We start from the raw sequence: 24,114 nt of genomic DNA on the forward strand, positions 1-24,114 counted from the left end.
AGCGGCGGTTTTGATGCCGCCGCCTTGAGGGCTTTTATTGGAAAGGCTTCCACCAGCTGCTGTTGCTCGTCTGCTGCGCGGCCTCGGCGTCCTTCTTGCGCTTCTTTTCCTTCTTCGACTCGGGTGTACCGAGATCGTTGAGGGCAGCCTGGTCGGCAACCTGACGATATTGCTGCGGCGGGTCGATCAGGTAACGGCGCTGATCGATATAGCTGCCGGCCTGATCCTGGCGCGCGGCACGATAGGCTGCCGTCTGCTGTGCTTCGCTCATGTGATTCTTGGCGCTGTCAGCCTGAGCCAGCGGCGAGCGATAGTTGACGTCGTTCTTCTTCTCGTCGGCTTCCGCGGCAAGGCGCTTGCGGGCGTCTTCCGGCGATTCGAGCCAGGCCGGGTTGTCCTTGCTTGCCAGGGACTGCTGTGGAGCGGTCAGAGTGTCTTTGCTTCCGGCAACGACCAGACCGGGACGGTTCGGATACTTCACGCCCTTGTCCTTCGGCGTTGCAGCCGAAACGGAGGCGATGTCGCCGAGGTCATCCAGGAGCTGGACGCCGGCCGTCTTGTCGGTGCCGTAAGTCGGGCTGCTAAGGCAACCGGACATGGCGCCGCAGCCAACCACAAGTGCCGCCAAGCTGACGCCGACACGAACCTTATGCATCGCTCTCATGAAAACCCTTCCCAGCCATGCCGGAATAAACGCAATAGGACCCCATTCAACGGCAACTGCCGTAAAATTCTGGCCATTTTCAGGCAGCTTTTACCGGATGAACGCCGCAAAGGCAATTCATCCGGCAATTTTCTTCAGTTGACAGCGGCAAGTTCGCGCAGTGCCGCGGCGTCACGCGCCGAGACATCCGGGTATTCCGGATCGGAACCGACATCCGTCGTGATGCGCCAGGAACGGGCGCACTTTCGGCCCTCCGCGAGCTTCGGCACGACACTGACCTTGGCATCGTCGTCGAGGCGGAAGGCATCCGCAGGACCCTGCTCACCCAGGATGGTGATATCGGAGGTGATGCAGATTTCCGAGAAGTCCTGGCCTTCGAGCACCTTCAGCAGCTCGGGATCGGCGACGTAGACGACCGGAGCAGCTTCCAGAGAGGAGCCGATCCGCTTGTCCTTGCGCTCGATTTCCAGCGCGCCGGTGACGACGCTGCGCACAGCGCGGATCTTCTTCCACTTCTCGGCCAGCGCCTCGTTCTTCCACTCGACGGGAATGATGACGAACTGCTCGAGATGAACCGAGACCGCAGACGGATTGCGCGACAGCCATGCCTCTTCCGTGGTGAAAGGCAGCATCGGCGCCAGCCACGTCACCATGCAGTCGAAGATCGTGCGGATGACGGCAAGCGAGGCGCGGCGGCGCAGGCTCGACGGAGCATCACAGTAAAGCGCATCCTTGCGGACATCGAAGTAGAAGGCCGAAAGCTCGACATTGGCGAAATCGATCAGAGCGCGGGCGATGCGCTTGAAGTCGAAGGCGTCGTAGCTTTCCCGCACCAGTTCGTCGAGCTCGGCGAGACGGTGCAGCATCAGCTGCTCCAGCTCCGGCATGTCGGCATAGGCGATCACCTCGCCCTTGTCGTGCGCCAGCGTGCCGAGCATCCAGCGGATGGTGTTGCGCAGCTTGCGATAGGCATCGACATTGGTCTGGATGATGGCCTTGCCGACGCGCAGATCTTCCGAATAGTCCGACGTCATGACCCAAAGGCGGAGGATGTCGGCGCCCGCATCCTTCATCACCTCTTGCGGCGAAGTGACGTTGCCCTTGGACTTCGACATCTTTTCGCCCTTCTCATCCATGGTGAAGCCATGGGTGAGGACGGCATCGTATGGCGCACGGCCACGCGTCGCGGCACTTTCGAGCAGCGACGAATGGAACCAGCCGCGATGCTGGTCGGAGCCTTCGAGATAGAGGTCAGCCGGCCATTTCAGATCCGGGCGGTCTTCCAGCGTGAAGGTGTGGGTCGAACCGGAATCGAACCAGACGTCGAGGATATCCATGACCTGCGTCCAGGCCTCGTTGGCCTTTTCGCCGAGGAAGCGTTCACGCGCACCTTCGGCAAACCAGGCATCGGCGCCTTCCTGCTCGAAAGCCTCGAGGATACGGGCGTTCACACGATCGTCCTGCAGGATGTTGCCCTGCTCGTCGACGAAGATCGCGATTGGCACGCCCCAGGCGCGCTGGCGCGACAGCACCCAATCGGGGCGCTGCTCGATCATGGCGCGCAGGCGGTTCTGGCCGGCAGCCGGCACGAAGCGGGTGTCATCGATCGCCTTCAGGGCGCGTGAGCGCAGCGTCGAACCGTCGGCAAAGTCCTTGTCCATATAGACGAACCATTGCGGCGTGTTGCGGAAGATGACCGGCTTCTTGGACCGCCAGGAGTGCGGATAGGAATGCTTCAGCCTGCCGCGGGCAAACAGCGTGTTCGTCTCGATCAGCGCCTTGATGACGAGGTCGTTAGCATTGCCCTTCTTGCCGTTGTCGTCCATGACACGGCCACCTTCGAAGCCCGGGGCATCGGCGGTGTAGAAGCCCGCGTCGTCGACAGGGAACGGGATGGCGGAGGAGATACCGCGCTTTTCAAGATCGCGGGCATGCGACGTCCAGGCGTCAAAATCTTCGCGGCCGTGGCTGGGCGCCGTGTGCACGAAACCCGTGCCGGCGTCATCGGTGACGTGATCGCCATCGAGCAGCGGCACCTTGAAGCCGTAGCCGAGAGAGGCGAGCGGATGAGCACAGGTGAGTGCGGCCAGATCAGCGGCGGTCACGTCGCTCACGCGCTTGTATTGCAGCTTTGCCTTGGCGAAGGATTCCTCGGCGAGCTTGTCGGCGAAAACAAGCTTTTCGCCCGGGCGCGGGCCGAAATCATTGGCAGCTTCCGTGACCTCATAGAGGCCGTAGGACACGCGCGAGGAGTATGCGATCGCGCGATTGCCGGGGATCGTCCAGGGGGTGGTCGTCCAGATGACGACAAAGGTGCGGGCGAGATGCGCCGGGCCTTCAGCCACCGGGAACTTCACCCAGATCATGTCGCTCTCGACGTCGGCATATTCGACTTCGGCTTCGGCCAGAGCCGTCCGCTCGACCACCGACCACATGACCGGCTTGGAGCCACGATAAAGCTGACCGGTACGGGCGATCTTCAAAAGCTCGCCGGCGATGCGGGATTCCGCATGGAAGTTCATGGTCAGATAGGGATTGTCGAAATCGCCCGTGATGCCCAAGCGCTTGAATTCCTCGGACTGGATCTTGATCCAGCCGGCGGCAAAGTCACGGCATTCCTGGCGAAACTCGTTCACCGGGACCTCGTCCTTGTTCTTGCCCTTCTCGCGGTATTTCTCCTCGATCTTCCATTCGATCGGTAGGCCGTGGCAGTCCCAGCCCGGAACGTAATTGCTGTCATAGCCGCGCATCTGAAACGAGCGGGTGATGACGTCCTTGAGGATCTTGTTTAGCGCATGGCCGATGTGGATGTGGCCATTGGCATAAGGCGGGCCATCATGCAGCACGAACTTTTCGCGGCCAGCGGCGGAAGAGCGCAGCTTCTTATAGAGGTTCATCTCCTCCCAACGCCTCACCAGTTCCGGCTCCTTCTGCGGCAGCCCGGCGCGCATCGGGAAATCGGTTTCCGGCAGGTAAAGGGTCTTGGAGTAATCCATCTTTTCAGCGGTATCGGTCATAGTCGTGACAATTGCCTCGGTGTCTCGGGCGTCTTACGCCTCAACTGGCGCAGCCATACGGGGATTTTTCGGCGGCGGAAAGCGCCTCGTGAACGAGACGCCAAAAACCCGGACCTTCCGGCAGCTTAAAGCGCGCGGAAGGCCGGGCCAATAATTCGTATCGCGTTGCTCAGCCGAAATTGGGTCATGGTCGCCGGTTCATAGGCGTTTTTTCCAGGGAAAGGAAGAGGAAACAGTTGCGGCAATCCATAGAAAAGCCGCGGACGTTTCCGCCCGCGGCCAATTTGAGGGTCTATCTAATTAGGCTCGTGCTGCTGCCCGTGCCGGCACGACCGCATTTACGATAACGGCCACGACGATATTGGCGAGAAGCGCCAGCAGCCCCGTATAGACGGTGAAGCCGGTTTCGCCGAGCGGGACCATGTGCAGCGGCTTCCAGCCGGCATCCCATACGAGATAGGTGCCGCCAAAGAAGCCGACGAACCAGCCGGCGAGCAGAGCGGGTGCACGAAACCACTTGGTATAGAGACCGAAGACCAGAGCCGGCAGCGTCTGCAGGATCCAGATGCCGCCCAAAAGCTGGAGATCGAGCGCAAACTGCGTCGGCAGGAAAATGATGACGAGAAGCGCTCCGACCTTGACGACAAGCGATGTCATCTTGGCGACCTTCGCCTCGCCGGCATCGGAAACCTGTGGATCAATGTAAGCCTTCCAGAAGTTGCGGGTGAAGAGGTTGGCGGCGCCAATGCTCATCACGGCCGCGGGAACGAGCGCGCCGATAGCGATGGCTGCGAAGGCGAAGCCAGCAAACCAACTCGAGAACAAGGTCTGGAACAGTGCAGGCACCACGTCATTGGCGCTGTCCAGCTTCAGATTTGCCGCGTGGCCCATATAGCCGAGCAGCGCCAAGAGACCGAGCAGCAGCGTGTAGGCCGGCAGCAGCACCGCATTCTTGCGGATGGTATTGCCGCTGTTGGACGCGAAGATGCCGGTCAGCGTATGCGGGTACATGAAGGCCGCCAGCGCCGAGCCGAGCGCCAACGTTGCGTAGGCGACGTACTGGTTGCCGCCGAGCAGCAGACTACCCGCCCCCTTGGCTTTGAAATCCGCATCGGCCGCGGCAAAGACATTCGCATAGCCACCGAGTTTCGCCGGAATGAGCGCGATGGCCGCGATCACCACGATGTAGATCATGATGTCCTTGACGAAGGCGATCAGCGCCGGAGCGCGAAGGCCGGCCGAATAGGTATAAAGCGCCAGGATGATGAAGGCGACGGCGAGCGGCAGTTCACCATGAAGTCCGAGCGCCTTGAATACCGCCGTCATACCGACGAGCTGCAGGGCGATATAGGGCATCGTCGCGATAACGCCCGTCAGAGCGACTGCCAGTTCCAGCGCCCGCGAGCCATATTGGCCGTGTACGATATCGCCGGCCGTGACGTAACCATGATCCTTCGCACGCCTCCAGAGAAGCGGCATGACCATGAAGACGAACGGATAGACGACAATCGTATAGGGCAGCGCGAAGAAGCCATAGGCGCCGACCGTGTAGACCAGCGCCGGGACGGCGATCACGGTGTAAGCGGTGTAGAAATCGCCGCCGACCAGGAACCAGGTGATCCAGGTGCCGAAGGTGCGGCCGCCGAGGCCCCATTCGTCGATATGAGCAAGGGTCTTCGGCCTACGCCAGCGGGCAGCTACAAAGCCCATGACAGTGACGAGCGCCAAAAAGAAGATGAAGACGGCAAGCGCAGTCGGATCGATATCAGTCATCATGGCGCATGCTCCGATAGGCGATCCAGGTCAGAATAGCGGTGATTGGCACCCACGCCAGCTGATACCAGTAGAAAAAGGGGAAACCCAACAGCACAGGATCGTGGCTGTTGTAGAAGGGGACCCAAAGCAAACCAATATAGGGAATAACGAGCAGCCAGCAGGCCGCCGTCCCGAAACGTTTATCCATGTCCGATACCTCTCACGCGGTGCCTGCGCGCCACCTTGTTGCAGTTGTCAGAGCGGAAGGAGTGTATCAGCCTGCGATTGCAATGTGCGCTCAAGGGCCGAAGCCGATGAACTTTGCCTGTGCAGAGCCAGACTAACGGATGTGAATTCCTCCCAACGGCCCGCCTAAGGCCAGCCGCTGCTAAAGTCCTACGGCGAGTCTGCCGCCCGAACAAGATATTAGCTGATGCGAAATCGTCGAACCTACCCAGAAGTGGGTAGACGGGCGTTGGAGCATTTTGCTTCGCTACGCATTCCGAACGGAAAACCGCTTCGCACTTTTCCTGGAAATGCGCTAGCCCGCCGTGGTTGCGATGCCGTGGTCGAGGGCGTAACGGATCAGGCCGGCCGTCGTTGCGATGCCTAGCTTCTTCTTCAAATTCTTGCGATGCGTTTCCGCCGTTGCAGGCGTGATCTGAAGTTCCTCGGCAATCTCACGATTGCTCCTGCCTGTAACGATCAAACCCAGAATGTGACGCTCACGGGGCGTCAGAGGGTCGGCCTCTTTTTGCAGCGCCTCCGCCACCAGTATATCGCGAACGCCTGACGAGAAATAAGTTCCACCGGCCGCCACAGTCTCAATGGCACAGACCACTTCGTCGGTCGAAACGTCCTTGAGAATATATCCGACGGCACCGCGCATGATCGACGAGGAGATGTATTCGCGGCTGTCATGCATGGAGAGCATCACGATCCGCGTCTCCGGAAGCTCCCGGCGAAAGAGTTCTATCGCATCGATGCCACTCAGCTTCGGCATGTTGATATCCATCAAGGTCACTTGTGGCAGTGTCCGCCGACCGACCTCAAGGCCGCTTTGCGCAAGGCTTGCCGTCCCAACCACCTCTATGTGGTCGAAAGTCTCCAGCACGGCTTTCAGTCCGTCCAGCACCACGGGGTGATTGTCGATCAGCAGAACGCTGATCCTGCCTCTGCTCATGCCGCATCCACCTTTGCTCTTGGCAAGGCATTGGCCGATTTCGGCAGCATCGCAATAAGCGTCGTGCCACCGGCCGTGCTTTGAACGAGAAGCAGGCCACGGAAATGCGCCATCCGTTCCTGCATGTTTCTAAGCCCGAGCCCGCCCTTGCCGTCACCGGCGCCTTCAAAACCAATACCATTGTCCGAAATTCTCAAGCGCGCCCGCCCCCGATCATTCCAAAGTTTGATCGTAAGACGCGTCGCACCGGAATGACGTTCGACGTTGTTCAAGGCTTCCTGGGCAACGCGGTAGAGCGCTGTATTGGCTTCGGGCTTCAGCAGGCTGGTGAAGCCCGAAGCCTTGATCTCGGTTGCGATCCCGGTCCGCTCACCGAAATTGTTCGCGAGTGCGGTTAGTGCGGCCGTCAAGCCGAGATCATCGAGCACGCGGGGGCGGAGATCATGCGAAAGTCGCCTGATGTCCTTGATCGCGCTGTTAAGGGTATCGATACCCTTCTCGATCGTCGTGACGGCGTCATCGACCTGGTTTCGCACTTTGCGGTTGGCGAGATCCATGACGTAGCGCACGCCAAGGAGATTCTGCGAGACGCCGTCGTGCAATTCGCGGGCAAGACGGGCGCGTTCCTCCTCCTGCGCATCGATCACTCTTTGCGTCAACTCCTTGAGCCGGCCATCAGCCATGCGTCGCTCACGGAACGTCAGCAGCATGCAGGTCGTGAAGACGACCAGAACGGCAGGAACGGCAATGAATGTGACGACGATGAAGGTTCCCTTTATGTTTGCCCGCATGGCGGTGTTGGCCGCCGCGGTCTGTGTGAAAATATCGTCCAAATAGACACCGGTTCCGACGACCCAGTGCCATTTATCAAGGCCGACGACGAATGAGAGCTTGTCGGCCATGCGGCCGGTAGAGGGCTTTTCCCATTTGTACTGGTGCAGGCCCCCGCCGGCTTTTGCCGTCTTGATGAGCTCCGCGATGACCCTGTCCCCGTCCGGATCGGTCAAATCGAGCCAATTCCGGCCGTTGCGAAATCCCTCACGTGGATGAACGATGTTGTTCCCATCATAATCGTAGACAAAAAAGTATCCATCCGGGCCATAGTCAAGGGACGTCAGGATCCCGGCTACTTTATCCTTCGCAGCCTGATCGTCCGGCGCGGCGTCCCGATAGGTCGCCTGAATGGCCGAGACAGCGAGGTCTGTCAGGTTGACGATTTCCGTTTCCTTTGCCTTCAACATGTTCTGTTCGAAGGTCTCGATATTGTTCTTGGTAAGATTGGCCGACTGCCAGGTAATGAAGGCCGTGATTGCCAGGATCGAGATAACTAGAGGCGCGAGCGCGAGCGCAATAATCTGATTGCGTAATGTCAACGATGACTCCTCCCAAGAACCGGCGCAGAACAATGGCCCTTGTCGGACACGAATTCAACAGCTTGCCAGGGATGTTGATGCACACCCGCAGTCGGAGAGTTCCCTCGAAACGGCAAGGTGCCGTATTCGAACGGCAGCCACTTGGGAAATATCAGCTGAAGGCGATGACCCGGTCGAGCTCGCTGAGCGGCTGGACACCGGCGAGCAGCGCGCGTGCCTCGTCCTCATCCTTGCGGATCTGCGCGACCAGCGGATCGAGACCGTCGAACTTCAGTTCGGGGCGGAGATAACCGAAGAAGGAGACCGAACAGACCTGTCCGTAGAGATCGCCGCTGAAATCGAAGACGAAGGTTTCCAGCAGCGGCGCCCCGTTGTCCGTTACCGTCGGACGCCGGCCGTAACTGGCGACGCCATCGCGGATGGTGCCATCGGCCGTCCGAAAGCGAACCGCATAGATGCCTGCCCTCAGCGATGTCTCGGGTGGCAGCTGCATGTTTGCCGTAGGGAAGCCGAGCGTGCGACCGAGCTTTTCGCCACCGATGACAGGCGCCTGAACGGTATAGCGATAGCCGAGCAGACCCGCGGCTTGGGCAACGTCACCGTCCGCGAGCAGTGTACGAATGCGGCTCGACGAGATGACCTCCGTGTTTTCGTCGCGGAAGGCATCGATCAACGTCACGCCGAAGCCGTTATGGCTGCCGGCATTCATCAGGAAGGCGGGGCCTCCCTGACGATCATGGCCAAAATGAAAATCGAAGCCGGTGACGACTTCCGACGCGTGCAGCCAGTCGATCAGGATCGAATGCACGAATTCATCCGCCGAGCGCTGCGAGAAAGTGCGATCGAAAGGATATTCGATAACGGCGTTGAAGCCGAGCGCTTCCAGCAGCCGTGCTCGCAAAGGAGCAGGCGTCAGGCGGAAGACAGGATGATCCGGCTTGAAAACGGTGCGCGGATGCGGCTCGAAAGTCAGCACCAGCGCCGGAATGCCGCGCTCCCTGGCGATCTCCAGCGCACGCGTCAGCACCGATTGATGGCCGCGGTGCACGCCGTCAAAATTGCCGATGGCGACCACGCCGCCCTTCAAGGCATCGGGAAGCGGTTCGCGGGTTTCGTTACGGTGGAAAACGGTCATCGACTGCCACTCTCCTCAGACAAGGCGCGGCATCCACCACTTCGGCGAGGCCTGTTCGCGCGCCAGGAAGGCGCCGAGAGCGGCCTCATCCGTATGCCCCTCGACGACATATTCGCGGGCGTGGATGCCATGGCTGATATAAAGAAGATCGAGGCCGTAATCGAGTGCGCCGCGCACGTCGGTCGGCATGCCGTCGCCGATCGCCACCACACGCGACAGCGGAAATTCGCTCTTGAGCTCGCGGGCCGCCGCGATCGCTGCATCGTAGATCGGCTGGTGCGGCTTGCCGGCGATGCGCGTCTGGCCGCCGAGCCGCTCGTAATAGGCGGCCATGGCGCCGGCGCAGGGGATCATGCGATGGCCGCGCTCGACCACCAGATCCGGGTTGGCGCAGATCAGCGGTACGTGACGGGCCGACCAGGCCGTCAGCATCTCGGTATAATCGTCAGGCGTTTCGGTCTCGTCATCGAAGAAGCCGGTGCAGACGATGCTTTCCGCTTCGCCGGCATCGACCCGCTGAACGTCAAGACCTTCGAGGATACCAATGTCGCGCTCCGGACCGAGCAGAAACACCTTCTTCGGCCCCTCGGCAATCAGCTTGCGGGTGACATCGCCCGAGGTGATGATGCGATCGTAAACGCTGTCGGGAACACCGATCGCACGCAGCTGCTCGACGACCTTCGGAGCAACACGCGGAGAGTTGGTGATGAGGACGACCGCAAGGCCTTCGTCGCGGGCGGCTTCGAGCGCGATGGAGGCTTCCTTGTAAGCCGTGACGCCGTTATGGAGCACGCCCCAGACATCGCAGAGCGCAACATCATAAAGTCCGCCGATGTCGCGAAAGCTCTCGATCCGTTTGCCCATGCCGTCCTCGCATCAAATAAATTACGGGCTGACATCGCAAACCGGCCGGCAAATTACAAGAGCGGCTTGCAAGGTTTTTGCGTCGCACAAGGCCTGAGCAGCAGGCGTGGGCAAGGTCGGCGAGCGGCAAGATTGCGCAGCGGAAGCAACGGGATGACGCTCTGGAAAAGGCTTGACCTGACCCTGTCTTCGCGAGGGCAAAATGAAAGAACCTTTGCAACGACATGCTACGTGGCGGCGCCCTTGGCGTTAATCATCCTCAAAACAAGCCGAGGCGCGCCGCAAAAAATTCACAGTGCTGTCCTTGACTCGTCCGGAAGCCACCCCTAAATCACGGTCGCTAGCACTCTCAGAGGATGAGTGCTAACAAAATCCATACGGATCCGCGCTGATCCGTGAATGTCATTTGATCGAGGGATTAGACAATGGCAAGCACCAATTTCCGCCCCCTTCATGACCGCGTCGTCGTTCGTCGCGTCGAGTCGGAAGAAAAGACCAAGGGTGGGATCATCATTCCCGACACCGCCAAGGAAAAGCCGCAGGAAGGCGAAATCGTCGCCGTCGGTTCCGGCGCTCGTGATGAGGCCGGCAAGGTCGTAGCACTCGACGTCAAGGTCGGCGATCGCGTTCTGTTCGGCAAGTGGTCGGGCACTGAAGTCAAGCTCAACGGCGAAGACCTTCTGATCATGAAGGAAGCCGACATCATGGGCATCATCGGCTAATTGGCCGGTTCCCTTTTCCGATAAAGCTGACGGGTCTTAAAGCCCGGAAAACGCGAATTCAGGAGTTTCAAACATGGCAGCTAAAGAAGTAAAATTCGGCCGCAGCGCTCGCGAAAAGATGCTTCGTGGCGTCGACATCCTCGCTGACGCAGTGAAGGTCACGCTCGGCCCGAAGGGTCGTAACGTCGTCATCGACAAGTCCTTCGGCGCTCCGCGCATCACCAAGGACGGCGTTTCCGTCGCCAAGGAAATCGAACTCGAAGACAAGTTCGAAAACATGGGCGCCCAGATGGTCCGCGAAGTTGCTTCGAAGACCAACGACGTCGCCGGTGACGGCACCACCACTGCGACCGTTCTTGCCCAGGCGATCGTTCGCGAAGGCGCCAAGGCTGTTGCAGCCGGCATGAACCCGATGGACCTGAAGCGCGGTATCGACCTCGCTGTTGCAGAAGTCGTCAAGGATCTCCAGGCCAAGGCCAAGAAGATCAACACCTCGGAAGAAGTTGCCCAGGTCGGCACGATCTCCGCAAACGGCGAAAAGCAGATCGGTCTCGATATTGCTGAAGCCATGCAGAAGGTCGGCAATGAAGGCGTCATCACGGTTGAAGAAGCCAAGACCGCCGAAACCGAACTCGAAGTCGTCGAAGGCATGCAGTTCGACCGCGGCTACCTCAGCCCCTACTTCGTGACCAACCCGGAAAAGATGATCGCCGACCTCGAAGACGCGTTCATCCTCCTGCATGAGAAGAAGCTCTCGAACCTGCAGGCCATGCTTCCGGTTCTCGAAGCCGTCGTTCAGACCGGCAAGCCGCTCCTCATCATCGCTGAAGATGTCGAAGGCGAAGCTCTTGCGACCCTCGTCGTCAACAAGCTGCGCGGCGGCCTGAAGATCGCTGCCGTCAAGGCTCCGGGCTTCGGTGATCGCCGCAAGGCCATGCTGGAAGACATCGCCATCCTGACGGGCGGCACTGTCATCTCCGAAGACCTCGGCATCAAGCTTGAGTCCGTCACCCTCGACATGCTCGGCCGTTCCAAGAAGGTTTCGATCTCCAAGGAAAACACCACGATCGTCGACGGCGCTGGCGCCAAGTCCGACATCGAGGGCCGCGTTGCCCAGATCAAGGCTCAGATCGAAGAAACCACCTCCGACTACGACCGCGAGAAGCTGCAGGAACGTCTTGCCAAGCTCGCTGGCGGCGTTGCCGTGATCCGCGTTGGCGGCTCGACGGAAGTCGAAGTGAAGGAAAAGAAGGACCGCATCGACGACGCTCTCAACGCGACGCGCGCTGCTGTTCAGGAAGGTATCGTACCGGGCGGCGGTATCGCCCTCCTGCGTTCTTCCACGAAGATCACTGTCAAGGGTGAAAACCAGGATCAGGAAGCCGGCGTCAACATCGTTCGCCGTGCCCTGCAGTCGCTCGTTCGCCAGATCGCAGAAAACGCTGGTGACGAAGCTTCGATCGTTGTCGGCAAGGTTCTCGACAAGAACGAAGACAACTACGGCTACAACGCCCAGACGTCTGAATATGGCGACATGATCGCCATGGGCATCGTCGACCCGGTCAAGGTTGTTCGTACGGCTCTGCAGAACGCAGCTTCGGTTGCTTCGCTGCTGATCACCACCGAAGCCATGATCGCCGAGCTGCCGAAGAAGGATGCTCCTGGCGGCATGCCGGGCGGCATGGGCGGCATGGGCGGCATGGACATGATGTGATAGGCCAACGGCCTCATCACAGGAATGTCCATAAAGCTTCGCCCATGTACTTTTAGTGCTTCAGGCCGCCAAGCGGCCTGAAGTGGCGGCATGGACATGATGTGATAGGCCAACGGCCTCATCACAGGAATGTCCATAAAGCTTCGCCCATGCACTTCGAGTGCTTCAGGCCACCAAGCGGCCTGAAGTGGCGGCATGGACATGATGTGATAGGCCAACGGCCTTATTACGATTGTTCAATCCGGCATTCCGGAATTGACGAAGGGCGGCCCTCGGGTCGCCCTTTTCGTTTTAGGCCTTACGACTTCAACCCAAAGCCGCCAAGTTTTGCGGCAGCGCAAATTTACGCAAATTGCCCCATTGTCGTTTTCGAAAAAGCTCTTATAAATCGCGGCGCAGCGATTTTAGAGGGTTAGCTGCAATGCACGCAAATTTTACTTATATTCGGCACGATTAATCGGCGTCTGCACGTGGCTATGATCTTAAGGATTGAGGGGCGCGCGGATTTTTTACTTGAAATGACTTCATAGCTTGGATCGCCAAGTCGGACCAAGCATGACGGAAAATGGAAGCAGCAGAGCCGAATGCTCTGCTTTTGATGCGGCATGCGGGAAGACATTCAATCCGGAAGACGCAGGGAAATTTGAATAAAGCGCAAGGGGGGACCTGGCGCTCAAATGGGGATCATCTTGTTCAAGATTGCCAAGGCCGATTTTTCCGCACCGTTTGCGCCGGGCTCATTGGAGTTCGAGGGCCATTACCCCGATCTTCTGGCTCAGTTCTGTGTTTCCGAGGGATGGACGGGCGATCTTTCAAGCGGCATCATCAAACTTGGCCAGTGGGGCACAATGCTGCATGGGCTGAGTTCTTCAGAATGCGGCCTGCTAAGCCTCATGCATTGCTATGATCTGCAGGATCGGGCCCGTATCCTCGATCTTTTCGAGCAGGCGGCTACGGCCAATTCCTGCTTCTGCTATTCGACGACCACGCTCGGCGCAGGTGGTCATCGCCGGCCGGTCTTCTGTGTCGGCGAGTCCGTTGCCGCGGATAAGCAACATGCCGGCAGTATGGTCGGCGTTTTTCTGTTTCCGCGCTTCAAGCTGGAGCCGGGCAGCCAACTCGCCACCCGGCAGTAAATCACTATCGGCCATGGTCGGCCAAGTTCGCCCGACCAGCTACCGAGTTCAAGCTGATCAATCCCGCTTGGGAATGCTGAGGCCGCGCTGGCTTGCCGGACGTGCCAGAGCGCGATCCAGCCAGGCCATGACGGAGGGGAAGCTTTCGAACTCCAGCACCTCGCGGCCGCCATAGAAAACGTCGACGCCGCGAACCCAGGGAAAGGTGGTGATGTCGGCGATGGTGTATTCATCGCCCATGATCCATTCGCGTCCTTGCAGGCGGCTCTCCAACACGCCGAGGAGGCGCTTGGCCTCATCGCGATAACGCTCGACCGGATAGGAGTTATTGGCGACCTTCTCGGCGGCGAATTTGAAGAAATGACCGAACTGGCCGAACATGGGACCGACGCCTGCCATCTGGAAGAAGACCCATTCGAGGGTCTCGTAGCGCCTGGCAGCATCGCTCGGAATGAGCTTGCCGGTCTTTTCCGCCAGATAGACCAGGATCGCGCCGGATTCGAACAGGCCGATCGGTTTGCCGTCGGGGCCATTGGGATCGATGATTGCCGGAATGCGGCCATTCGGGTTCAGCGAAACGAACTCCGGCGACTTCTGATCATTGGTGCCGAAGGAAATCAGATGCGGCTCATAGGGCAGGCCAAGCTCCTCCAGCGCAATCGAGACCTTTACGCCGTTCGGTGTCGGCAGCGAATAGAGCTGGATAATATCCGGATTGCTGGCGGGCCAGCGCTTCGTGATCGGAAAGGATGAAAGATCGGCCATGGGCTTGCTCCTGAAGGCTATGATTTGACAACTGATTTGCCGCCACAATAGCCGATGGGGCTTGTATGGAAAGAGCTATCTCGACGGATCATTGTTCAATGATTGTGAACTAATTGTGCGCAGTTGTTTATCTTTCCAACTCCTCAAAAATCACGAATATCCATCCCCAGAGAATAACTGCCACGTGATCCCATTTACTGGAGACCCCTTATGTCTAATAGCAACAACATCATCGTTCTTGTGGCGCGCATCCTGCTCGCCTTCATGTTCATCTTTGCCGGTTTCGGCAAGCTGACCGATCCGGCCGGTACTGCGGGCATGATTGCCGGAGCCGGTATGCCGGCCGCAACGCTGCTCACCTATCTTGCTGGCGCGTTTGAATTCGTCACCGGCGTCTGCGTCCTAATCGGCTTCCAGGTCCGCATCGTCGGCTGGCTGCTCGCCCTCTTCTGTGTCTTCACCGGCATCGTCTTCCACCTGCCGACGGTCAATGTTCCGGACTTCCCGGCTGCCGCCAATGGGTGGATCAACGGCCTGAACTTCGTGAACTTCCTGAAGAACATCACGCTCGCCGGCGCCTACATCATGCTCGCCACCAACGGTGCAGGCGTCTACTCGGTCGACGCTCGCCGCGGTGCCTACGCAGCCGCCTAAGCGCTGCCTGTCTCCCAAGACAAAAGGCCCGCCGGAATTCCGGCGGGCCTTTCTACGTTAAATGTTTGGGAAATCAGAGCGCGCTGCGAACGGCCGAGATGATGCGCTGAACCATCGGATCACCCTCGTGGCTTTCCTTGCGTGCCCGCACCAGACAAGCCTCCGAGCGCAGGATGATGCCATCAGACAGGACCTTCAGATGGTTCGCTCTCAGAGTCGAACCGGTGGAGGTGATGTCGACGATGATATCGGCCGAGCCGGCAGCGGGTGCCCCCTCCGTCGCACCGAGGCTTTCGACGATACGGTAGAGCTGGATGCCGTGCTGGCTGGAGAAGAACTGCTGCGTCAGCCGCCAATATTTGGTGGCGACCGTCAGCCGGTGGCCATGGCGGGTGCGGAAATCGGCGGCGACATCGCCAAGATCGGCCATGGTATCGACGTCGAGCCAGATTTCCGGCACCGCGACGACGACATCGGCGTGACCGAAACCGAGCCTTGCGCAGAATTCGACCCGGCGATCGACTTCCGCCATGCCCTCACGCACGAGGTCTTCGCCGGTAATGCCGAAATCGACGCTGCCATTGCCGATCTCTCGCGAGATTTCCGAGGCTGACAGGAAGGCGATCTCGACTCCGTCCCAACCTTCGACACGGCCGCGATAGGAGCGATCGTTACCGACGGCGACGATCGGCATTCCGGCACGCTCGAAGATCGCGGCGCAATCGTCCTTCATCCGGCCCTTGGAGGGAAGCGCTATCGTGATTGTCATCAGGCTGCCCTCGCGGTTTCGATACGGTCGAGCCAGAGCGCGAAGCCGACGGCCGGGATGTGCCCCTTGGCCCCGAGCAGGGTCATCAGCCGATCGAAGCGGCCACCACCGGCGAGCACCGCGCTCGATCCCTCCACCGTCACTTCGAAGACGAGATCGGTGTAGTAATCAAGCGGACGACCGAAGGCGGCGCGATAATCAATCTTCAAAGCGTCGACGCCGGCTTTGGCTAGCGCCGCCACACGGGCATCGAAGCTCTTCAATGCGCTCCCGAGCTTCAGCCCGGCAGCGTCAGCAAAACCTGCCAGCGCCGCGGAAGCATCTGCCAGCGGCACGCTCAAGGACAAAAACTCCTCCAGCACGCGGAAGGCCGCATCATCGAGCCGCGTTTCGGACAGGACCAGCTTCTCGCGAAGGCGCCGGGCGATTTCCTGCGGCGAACGGCTGGCATTGGTGGAATAGCCGGTCGCATGCATAGTGGCGTCGATGTGCTTGATCAGCCCCTGCTCATCGCCGCGATTGAGGAAATCGAGTACGTGCGCATCGAGCCCGGTAACCGGCTGCGGGCTTGCGAGTCGCGGAAGCAGGGTTTCGAGCTGCATCATGTTGCCGAAGGCATGGATCAGCCGCTTCTGCCAGCCCGACGGCAGGCCGAGCGCCTGCACCACGGCCTCGAATACGGCCTGATCACCCAAGGTCACCGAAAGTGCCTTACCGGGCACTAGCCGGCTCAGGATACCGATTGCATCGCCGATGGCGCGAGCGTCAGCGCCGGCCGTGTCGCCATCGCCGAGATCTTCGATGCCGGCCTGATAGAACTCGTGACCGCCTTCGCGGCGTTGGCGAAAGATTTCGCCGAGATAGGAATAACGCTTGGGCGTGCCGGTGGCGGTTTCGATATGCTGCAGACAGACCGGAATGGTGAACTCCGGACGCAGGCAAAGGCTGGCGCCGGTGTCGCTTTCGGTCATGAAGATGCGCCGGCGAAGATCTTCGCCGGCCATATCGAGAAAGGGTTCGGCCGGCTGGATGATGGGCGTATCCACCCTCTCCGTTCCGCGAACGGAGAATTCGTCCAGCAGGTCGCCGGCAAAATCCGGGAGGTTGATCAGGGGCATCAGCCCGCCCTCTTCCGGTCTTCTGCCTGCGCCGCCAAGATAGCCTTGACCTTCTCGACCAGTTCGGCCTCCGGCGCAGTTTCCTGCGCCACGCGAGCCTCGCGCCAGCTGGCATTGTCCTCGATCTCGCCGGAGAGACGCTTGCCCTCGATCAGATCCTTGAGCTGTACGACGCCCTGAGCGCGCTCATCGCCGCCCTGGATGATGGCGATCGGGCAGCCGCGACGGTCGGCATATTTCAGCTGGTTACCGAACTTCTTCCAGTTGCCCTGGAACATCTCGGCGCGGATGCCCGCGGCACGCAGCTGTTGCGTCAAGCGCTGATAGCGGCCCATGGCCTCGACATCGCCGTCCATGACTGTGACGAGCACGGGCTCGATCACCTCTTCGGTGCCAAGCTTGCCGAGGTTCTTCAGCGCCGTCATCAGGCGCGACACGCCGATGGAAAAGCCGGTGGCCGGCACCGGCTGACCCATGAAGCGCGAGACGAGCCCGTCATAACGGCCGCCGCCACCGACCGAACCGAAGACGACCTTCTCGCCCTTCTCGTTGGTGACGTCGAACAGCAGCTCGGCCTCATAGACCGGGCCGGTGTAGTATTCGAGGCCGCGCACGACGGAGGGATCGATCTTGATACGATCGGCCTGATAACCGGCGCTGGTGACGAGGCTGCCGATGAAATTCAATTCCTCGACGCCTTCGCCGCCTTTGGATGTGCCGGCGACAAGCTCGGCAAGCTGGGCGGCACTTTCGGCATAGTCCTTGATGCCGACGAAGAAGAGCACCTTCTCGATCTGGTCGCTGTTGAGGCCAGCACCCTTGGTGAAGTCGCCGGACTCGTCCTTGCGGCCGGGACCAAGCAGCAGCGCCACGCCTTCGGGGCCGAACTTGTCGAGCTTGTCGATGGCGCGCAGCACGTTCAGGCGCTGGGCAGCCTTGTCATCGCCGCCGAGGCCGATGGCTTCCAACACGCCGTCGAGAACCTTGCGGTTGTTGACGCGGATCACATAGTCGCCACGCTTTATGCCCAAGGCCTCCAGCGTGTCAGCCATCATCATGCACATCTCGGCATCCGCCTGCACGCCCGGCGCGCCGACGGTGTCGGCGTCGAACTGCATGAACTGGCGGAAGCGGCCCGGACCCGGCTTCTCGTTGCGGAAGACGTAGCCGGCGCGATAGGTACGGTAGGGAAGCTGAATCTCGTTGAAATTCTCGGCGACGTGACGGGCGAGCGGCGCCGTCAGATCGTAACGCAGCGACATCCACTGCTCATCGTCGTCCTGAAGCGAGAACACGCCTTCATTCGGCCGGTCGCTGTCTGGCAGGAACTTGCCCAGCGCATCGGTATATTCGAACAGCGGCGTTTCGATGGGATCGAAACCATAATGCTCATAAACGGCCCGGATCTTGGAGGTCATCTCGTTGACGGCGCGAATATCGCTCGCCGAACGATCGACAAAGCCACGCGGCAGGCGGGCCTTGAGCTTCTGCGGTTTCTTTTGTTTGTCGCTCATCTCTAGGGTAATCCGGTATGGGAACAGTCGCGGTTAACTAGCGGATTGGGCCGAATGCGGCAAGGATTGTTATATGTTAGCGGCTGACAAAACCGAGAAAAGCCGGAGAAGGCGGCATAGGAACCATGCCATACGCGATCGTCTTGAAATGCACGGATGAAACGGCCACGCCGGTTCTGGATCTTTGGCGGGAGGCGAGCCGCTTCGAAAGCGCGCCATCGATGCAAGCACTGAACTATCCGCCGCATCTGACCTTCGCGGTCTATCAGGATATCGCCCTGCCTTCACTTTTCACAGCGGCCCAGAAGGCTTTCGTGGGTGTGCCACCCATATCGGTCGAATTCTCCGGGATCGGCCATTTTCCCAACGAGATGTTGGTGCTTTGGGCACGCCCCACCGACGATCGAGTGCTCAGGCGGATACAGCGCGTCATTCACGACGAGATCGACCCTGCCCTGTGCCACGAGCATTCCCGCCCGGATTGCTGGCAGCAGCATTGCACCATTGCGATGAAGATCCCGACAGGCGCGAGGGAGGAGGCGCTGAGATGGGCGGGCGCAACGCCAGCCCAGTTCACGCTCACCTTCGATGTGGTGGATTGCATCCGCTTTCCGCCGATCGAAATCATCAGGGAAGTCAAACTGCTGCCTTGATCGCCTTTCAGTGTCTCGGCGGATGCAATTCGCGCTTGCCTTCACGGATTTCACGGCTAGGTTTCTGTTCATGCGCGTGTTTGCGATCCTGACAATGCTAGTTGCCTGGTTGCTTTACGGTGCCATGCCGGCGCTGGCGAATTGCCCTGTCTGCGCTTCCGCCATGTCCCAGCCGGCGACCATGAGCATGCATGATGGCATGGCCGATATGCCTGGCATGGTCGGCCACGCCAACATGGCCGAGCCCCAGCAAACGAAGCCGGAAAACCCTTGTGCCGGCGGCATGGCGCATGTGGCGTCCTGCGCCGCCTGCCTTGCCTTGATACCGACCCTTACAATCGAAGACTGCAAACACGCCTTCTCCTATCCAGTGCCGGCGCCCGGCCAGCGTCTTGCCGGTTCTCCGCCTCAGCCGACAGCACCCCCTCCCCGTTTCGCCTGACGATCATCTGTATTCAATCGACGAGCGGCTATTCGCTCAATTTCAGATACCGTTCGGAAACGGAGAAAATACCTATGTCCACCTCAAAATCGCTGATGCTTGCCGGCGCATTCGTCCTTGCCATCAGCCCTCCTGCCTTTGCCGACGACATGAAGGGCATGGATATGAGCAAGCCGATGGAAAACCAAGGTGCTTCCAGCAAGGCTTTCAACGACGCCATGAGCAAGATGCACAAGGACATGATGATCCACTACAGCGGCGATGCGGACGCAGATTTCGTCCGAGGCATGATCCCGCATCATCAGGGCGCGATCGATATGGCCAAGATCGAGCTGAAATACGGCAAGGATCCCGAACTGCGCAAAATGGCGGAGGGCATCATCACCGCGCAGGAAGCCGAGATCAAGGAAATGAAAGCCTGGCTAAAGAAGCACGGCAAGTAAATTATCTGGCAAATGGGAGGCGGCATTCGTGCCGTCTCTCTCTTCCACGCTCTCAACCCATGACCGCAGGCAGTCGCGCGGCGAGCAGATCGATGACCACGCGCATCTTCAGCGAAAGCTGCGGCACCTGCGGCCAGACGGCGTAGACGTTGACGGGCCGGCTGGAGACATTGAGCACCTGCATGAGCTTGCCTGCGTGCACATAGCTTCGTACCAGCCAGCAGGGCAGCCACGTAATGCCCATCCCGGCGGCGGCGGCATCCGCAATGACCTCCAGGTCATCCAGACGTAATCGCGTCTGCGGAAAATAGTCGACGGCCGCACCGTCGTCCTGCAGAAAGGTCCATCTCTTGGCTTCCCCCGATCTCGCATAGACGACGAGATCGTGGCTATCGAGATCGGCAATGGTCTGCGGCGTAGCTCTGGCGGCGAGATAATCCGGCGAGGCGCATAGCGTCATGCGATGGAGGGCGATCTTGCGGGCAGCAAGGCCGGCTTCGTCCCGCAACACGCCATTGCGAATGGCGAGATCGAAGCCTTCGTCGAAGAGGTCGACCACGCGATCGCTGAAGGAAAGGTCGAGTTCAAGCTTGGGGTGGATACGCGCCAGCTCCAGCAGCAGCGGTGCAGCGCAGCGGCGACCGAAGAGCACCGGCATGGAGATGCGCAGACGTCCGGTAACTTCGCGCTTGCCCGATTCCAGCATAGCCTCGCCGGACTGTATCTCGTCCAGCGCCCGGCGGCAGCGCTCGTAAAAGGCTTGCCCTTCGTCGGTGAGGCTCTGCATGCGGGTGGTGCGGTGGAAGAGGCGCACATTCAAGCGCCGCTCCAGTTTGGCGATCGTCTTGCCGATCGCCGAGCGCGAGAGATTCATGCGCGCCGCCGCTGCCGAAAAGCCGCCGGCCTCGACCGCCTCCACGAATTCGGGAATGCCGTTGAGCATATCATTCATGATGATTGCTTCCTTTGAGGAACCAGTACGCGGAAATAATATCGCCACTGGCGACTAGAAAGCAACGATATGTTCCGTCCATTGCTTTCAATTCCTCTCAGGAGATCATGATGACAAAGACCATGAAGCGTTGGACCCTCGAGACAATCGCCGTCGGCGCTCCGTTAGACCTTACGGAAACCACAATTCCCTCGCCTGGGCCCGGCGAAGTGCTCGTGCGGGTGAAGGCCGTCTCTTTGAATTATCGCGACAAGCTCGTGCGCGAGACCGGCATGGGCCTGCCGATCCAATTTCCCTTCGTACCGGCTTCCGATATGGCAGGCGTGATCGAAGCGGTGGGAGACGACGTAACCAGATTCTCCGTGGGCGATCGGGTCATGTCGACCTTCCATCCCGGCTGGATCGACGGCAAGCCGCTCGGCGATGCCCGCACACCGCCCTACAGGACGCTGGGCGGCTTCTATCCCGGCGTGCTCTCCGAATATGTCGCCATGCCGGAGGACTGGCTCGTCTCGGCGCCCCAGAGCCTCGATTATGCCGAGGCAAGCACCTTGCCTTGTGCCGGTCTCACGGCCTGGTTCGCGCTGGTGGAGCGCGGCAAGATCAAGCCCGGCGATAGCGTGTTGGTGCAGGGAACGGGCGGCGTTGCGCTGTTCGGGCTGCAAATCGCCGCAGCACAAGGCGCCGAGGTGTTCGTGACTTCCTCCGGACAGGAAAAGCTCGAACGGGCCAAGGCTTTGGGCGCTCATCACGGCATCGACCGCAACAAAAGCGATTGGGTGGAAGAGGTCTATCGCCTCACCAACGATCGGGGCATCGATCATATTTTCGAAATAGCCGGCGGGCCGAATTTCGCCCAATCGCTGAAGGCGGTGGCGCCGCAAGGCCGCATTTCCGTCATCGGCGTCCTTGAGGGCTTCGACATCTCCGGTCCGGTGGCGCCGCTGCTGTTGAAATCTCCCACCGTGCAAGGCATCAGCGTCGGCCATCGCCGCTCGCTCGAAGATTTCGTGCGTGCCGTCGACAGTATTGGCCTGAAGCCGGTCATCGACCATCGCTATGCCCTCGGCGAGGCGCCAGCCGCCTTCGATCATCTCGATCGCGGCCCCTTCGGCAAGATCGTCATCGAGCTCTAACGTGGAGTCGGGCCGCTGCGAAAAGCTGGCGGCCCGACCTATGATATCAGCCCTTCGGCTCGAAGGGCTGCGGCACGCGCTGTGCGCTCTGGCGGGCGAGCATCCAGCCGGGATATTCGGGCGCAAGAGCGCTGACTTCGTCGAGCTTAGCCATATCGTCGGCATCGAGCTTCAGCTTGACGGCGGCAAGATTCTGGTCGAGCTGATCGAGACGCTTGGCGCCGATGATGATGCTGGTGACAAAAGGCTTCGCCAGGATCCAGGCAAGCGCCACGGTGGCGACGCTGGAGCCGTGCTTTTCCGCCACTTCGCGCATGGCGGCGACGCAAGCCCAGGCGCGGTCCTTGTCGACGGGCGGGAAATCGAAGCTCGCACGCCGTCCCTCGCCATTGCCGGGAGCGCCCGGACCATACTTGCCCGAGAGCAGACCACCTGCCAGCGGCGACCAGACCATCAGCCCCAGCTTTTCCTCAGCCATGACAGGCACGATCTCGCGTTCCAGATCGCGGCCTGCGATGGAATAATAAGCCTGCACCGTTTCGAAGCGGGCAAAGCCGCGGCGTTCGGAAATGCCGAGCGCCTTGGCGATGCGCCATGCCTGCCAGTTGGAAACGCCGATATAGCGAACCAGACCGCGCGAAACGAGATCATCCAGCGCCCGCAGCGTCTCGTCGATCGGTGTCACGATATCCGTTCCATGTATCTGATAGAGATCGATATGATCGGTCTGCAGACGATCCAGGCTGGCCTGCACGGAGTCCATGATATGGCCACGCGAGGCTCCACGATCGTTCGGCTTGTCGCCCATGACGCCATAGACCTTGGTGGCGATGACGACATCCTTGCGGGGAACGCCGAGGTTCTTCAGGGCCTGGCCGAGCAGCTTTTCGGAATTGCCGAAGGAATAGACGTCGGCGGTGTCGATGAAATTGACGCCGGCAGCAAGCGAGCCTGCGACGATCTTGTCGGCCAGCGCCTGGTCGACATCGGCGATCGAGCCCCAGGGAGTGTTGGGATTGGCTTCGCCGAAGGTCATCGTGCCCAGGCAGAGTTCGGAGACGAACAGGCCGGTATTGCCCAGTTGATTGTAACGCATAGGAGAAATTCCCTTGTGGTCAGCCGGAAGACTCTTCCGGCCGGTGAACGCTATCATTTCGCTATGAATTGGCCTCGGCACGACAACCGCAGTCGGGGCTGCCCTGGGGAGGTCATAAGACGGTCGTCGAGGCCGGACTCAAGCTCCGCGGCAATCGAGACAACAAGCACATAATGCACCCGAAACCATTTTCAACGCGAGACCTCGGGCCGATCACGATGCGGTGACCGACGCATGCTCTTGCATCGGGGCGCACGCGGATTAGACTCCAGTTTTTGTTTGATGCGCAAAACGGACACCCCCGATGACGCAACGCCCCCTAACGACAATTGGCTTCGACGCCGACGACACGCTCTGGCAGAACGAACAGTTCTACCGGCTGACGGAACTGCAATTTACCGAGCTACTTGCCGATCACGCCCCAAGCGACGTCATCTCCGCACGCCTGTTGGAGGCGGAGAAGCGCAATCTTCGTCACTACGGCTTCGGAATAAAAGGCTTTACCCTCTCAATGATCGAGACGGCCATCGAGATCACCGAGGGCGAAGTGCCATCGACCGTCATCGCCCAGATCCTCGATATCGGCCGCGATCTTCTCGCCCATCCCGTCGAAACACTGCCGCATGTGCGTCAGACGTTGGAGGCCCTCTCGGGAAAATATCTGCTTGTCCTGATCACCAAGGGCGACCTTTTCGATCAGGAGCGCAAGCTTGCGCAATCCGGGCTCGGCGATCTCTTCGATGCCGTCGAGATCGTCTCGGACAAGAACGCGTCGACCTATCGCCGCATCTTCTCCAAGGTGGGGGACGGGCCGGAACGGGCGATGATGATCGGCAACTCACTGAAATCGGACATCGTGCCGGCGCTTGCCGCCGGCAGTTACGGCGTCTTCGTTCCGCACGAGCTCACATGGTCGTTCGAGCATGTCGAGGAACCGACCAAAGCGCCGCGTTTCCGCAAGATCGGCCATCTCGGCGAGCTGCATGGCGTGATCGAAGCGTTGCGGTAA

The 24,114-nt window shown here is 60.0% G+C and carries 23 protein-coding genes; 9 read left to right on the forward strand and 14 right to left on the reverse strand.

Annotation, left to right across the window (positions count from 1 at the left end; genetic code table 11):
* Positions 1-34: 34 nt before the first annotated feature.
* The 8 genes from FHT73_RS08780 to FHT73_RS08815 form a co-directional block, all read right to left on the reverse strand.
* Entirely contained in the window at positions 35-664 is a 630-nt protein-coding gene (locus FHT73_RS08780; RefSeq protein ID WP_112335401.1) for a hypothetical protein, read from the reverse strand.
* 134 nt (positions 665-798) lie between these two features.
* Positions 799-3,681, reverse strand: a complete 2,883-nt coding sequence (gene ileS, locus FHT73_RS08785) for an isoleucine--tRNA ligase (RefSeq protein WP_183710989.1) — start codon at positions 3,679-3,681, stop codon at positions 799-801.
* A 300-nt stretch (positions 3,682-3,981) separates the two neighbouring features.
* Positions 3,982-5,457, reverse strand: a complete 1,476-nt coding sequence (locus FHT73_RS08790; protein WP_112608161.1) for a sodium:solute symporter family protein — start codon at positions 5,455-5,457, stop codon at positions 3,982-3,984.
* Positions 5,447-5,644 carry a DUF3311 domain-containing protein gene (locus tag FHT73_RS08795; RefSeq protein ID WP_047627888.1) on the reverse strand — a complete coding sequence of 66 codons (198 nt, stop codon included), beginning with the start codon at positions 5,642-5,644 and terminating at the stop codon, positions 5,447-5,449. The genes FHT73_RS08790 and FHT73_RS08795 overlap by 11 nt, the downstream gene beginning before the upstream one ends.
* Before the next feature lie 333 nt (positions 5,645-5,977).
* On the reverse strand, positions 5,978-6,619 hold the full coding sequence (locus FHT73_RS08800) for a response regulator transcription factor (RefSeq protein ID WP_183710991.1): 642 nt from the start codon (positions 6,617-6,619) through the stop codon (positions 5,978-5,980).
* Entirely contained in the window at positions 6,616-7,992 is a 1,377-nt protein-coding gene (locus tag FHT73_RS08805; protein ID WP_183710993.1) for a cache domain-containing protein, read from the reverse strand. Before FHT73_RS08805 ends, FHT73_RS08800 begins: the two co-directional genes overlap by 4 nt.
* Positions 7,993-8,143: 151 nt before the next feature.
* Positions 8,144-9,127, reverse strand: a complete 984-nt coding sequence (locus tag FHT73_RS08810; RefSeq protein ID WP_183710995.1) for a bifunctional riboflavin kinase/FAD synthetase — start codon at positions 9,125-9,127, stop codon at positions 8,144-8,146.
* Positions 9,128-9,142: 15 nt separating this feature from the next.
* Positions 9,143-9,991 (reverse strand): TIGR01459 family HAD-type hydrolase, encoded by an 849-nt coding sequence (locus tag FHT73_RS08815; RefSeq protein ID WP_183710997.1) that lies wholly within the window; start codon positions 9,989-9,991, stop codon positions 9,143-9,145.
* A 425-nt stretch (positions 9,992-10,416) separates the two neighbouring features.
* Here FHT73_RS08815 and groES point away from each other — a divergent pair, with 425 nt between their 5' ends.
* The 3 genes from groES (at position 10,417) to FHT73_RS08830 (ending at position 13,563) form a co-directional block, all read left to right on the forward strand.
* Positions 10,417-10,713, forward strand: coding sequence for a co-chaperone GroES (groES, locus tag FHT73_RS08820; RefSeq protein WP_015338933.1), 297 nt, complete (start codon positions 10,417-10,419; stop codon positions 10,711-10,713).
* Positions 10,714-10,786: 73 nt separating this feature from the next.
* A complete protein-coding gene (gene groL, locus FHT73_RS08825) occupies positions 10,787-12,427 on the forward strand; it encodes a chaperonin GroEL (protein WP_112335396.1) in 1,641 nt (546 codons plus the stop codon).
* 677 nt (positions 12,428-13,104) lie between these two features.
* Complete coding sequence (locus FHT73_RS08830) at positions 13,105-13,563, forward strand: hypothetical protein (protein ID WP_112335395.1); 459 nt, start codon at positions 13,105-13,107, stop codon at positions 13,561-13,563.
* A gap of 57 nt (positions 13,564-13,620) precedes the next feature.
* Here FHT73_RS08830 and FHT73_RS08835 read toward each other — a convergent pair whose 3' ends face one another.
* Positions 13,621-14,328, reverse strand: a complete 708-nt coding sequence (locus FHT73_RS08835; protein ID WP_015338930.1) for a glutathione binding-like protein — start codon at positions 14,326-14,328, stop codon at positions 13,621-13,623.
* A 210-nt stretch (positions 14,329-14,538) separates the two neighbouring features.
* Here FHT73_RS08835 and FHT73_RS08840 point away from each other — a divergent pair, with 210 nt between their 5' ends.
* The gene (locus FHT73_RS08840; RefSeq protein ID WP_112608177.1) at positions 14,539-14,982 is read left to right on the forward strand and encodes a DoxX family protein; all 444 of its coding nucleotides are present in this window, start codon (positions 14,539-14,541) and stop codon (positions 14,980-14,982) included.
* Between the two features lie 73 nt (positions 14,983-15,055).
* On the opposite strand, the gene hisG is transcribed toward FHT73_RS08840, so the two are convergent.
* The 3 genes from hisG to hisS are packed head-to-tail and all read right to left on the reverse strand — an operon-like array spanning position 15,056 to position 18,383.
* Positions 15,056-15,751: an ATP phosphoribosyltransferase gene (gene hisG, locus FHT73_RS08845; RefSeq protein ID WP_112608179.1), complete on the reverse strand. Its 696-nt coding sequence runs from the start codon at positions 15,749-15,751 to the stop codon at positions 15,056-15,058.
* Positions 15,751-16,869, reverse strand: a complete 1,119-nt coding sequence (locus FHT73_RS08850) for an ATP phosphoribosyltransferase regulatory subunit (protein WP_112608181.1) — start codon at positions 16,867-16,869, stop codon at positions 15,751-15,753. The genes hisG and FHT73_RS08850 overlap by 1 nt, the downstream gene beginning before the upstream one ends.
* On the reverse strand, positions 16,869-18,383 hold the full coding sequence (hisS, locus tag FHT73_RS08855) for a histidine--tRNA ligase (protein WP_112608183.1): 1,515 nt from the start codon (positions 18,381-18,383) through the stop codon (positions 16,869-16,871). The genes FHT73_RS08850 and hisS overlap by 1 nt, the downstream gene beginning before the upstream one ends.
* Positions 18,384-18,508: 125 nt before the next feature.
* On the opposite strand from hisS, the gene FHT73_RS08860 reads away from it, so the two are divergent.
* From FHT73_RS08860 to FHT73_RS08870, 3 genes are all read left to right on the forward strand, one after another.
* Positions 18,509-19,036 (forward strand): 2'-5' RNA ligase family protein, encoded by a 528-nt coding sequence (locus tag FHT73_RS08860; protein WP_183710999.1) that lies wholly within the window; start codon positions 18,509-18,511, stop codon positions 19,034-19,036.
* Positions 19,037-19,106: 70 nt separating this feature from the next.
* Entirely contained in the window at positions 19,107-19,478 is a 372-nt protein-coding gene (locus tag FHT73_RS08865; protein ID WP_112608321.1) for a hypothetical protein, read from the forward strand.
* Positions 19,479-19,552: 74 nt separating this feature from the next.
* Positions 19,553-19,921 carry a DUF305 domain-containing protein gene (locus FHT73_RS08870; protein ID WP_112608187.1) on the forward strand — a complete coding sequence of 123 codons (369 nt, stop codon included), beginning with the start codon at positions 19,553-19,555 and terminating at the stop codon, positions 19,919-19,921.
* A 52-nt stretch (positions 19,922-19,973) separates the two neighbouring features.
* Here FHT73_RS08870 and FHT73_RS08875 read toward each other — a convergent pair whose 3' ends face one another.
* Positions 19,974-20,873 (reverse strand): LysR family transcriptional regulator, encoded by a 900-nt coding sequence (locus FHT73_RS08875; protein WP_183711001.1) that lies wholly within the window; start codon positions 20,871-20,873, stop codon positions 19,974-19,976.
* Positions 20,874-20,983: 110 nt separating this feature from the next.
* On the opposite strand from FHT73_RS08875, the gene FHT73_RS08880 reads away from it, so the two are divergent.
* Positions 20,984-22,009, forward strand: coding sequence for an NAD(P)-dependent alcohol dehydrogenase (locus tag FHT73_RS08880; protein ID WP_183711002.1), 1,026 nt, complete (start codon positions 20,984-20,986; stop codon positions 22,007-22,009).
* Positions 22,010-22,055: 46 nt separating this feature from the next.
* On the opposite strand, the gene FHT73_RS08885 is transcribed toward FHT73_RS08880, so the two are convergent.
* A complete protein-coding gene (locus FHT73_RS08885; RefSeq protein WP_183711004.1) occupies positions 22,056-23,105 on the reverse strand; it encodes an aldo/keto reductase in 1,050 nt (349 codons plus the stop codon).
* A gap of 304 nt (positions 23,106-23,409) precedes the next feature.
* On the opposite strand from FHT73_RS08885, the gene FHT73_RS08890 reads away from it, so the two are divergent.
* Positions 23,410-24,114 (forward strand): HAD family hydrolase, encoded by a 705-nt coding sequence (locus FHT73_RS08890; RefSeq protein ID WP_112608195.1) that lies wholly within the window; start codon positions 23,410-23,412, stop codon positions 24,112-24,114.

This window comes from Rhizobium sp. BK098 (genome assembly GCF_014193155.1).
Classification (GTDB): domain Bacteria; phylum Pseudomonadota; class Alphaproteobacteria; order Rhizobiales; family Rhizobiaceae; genus Rhizobium.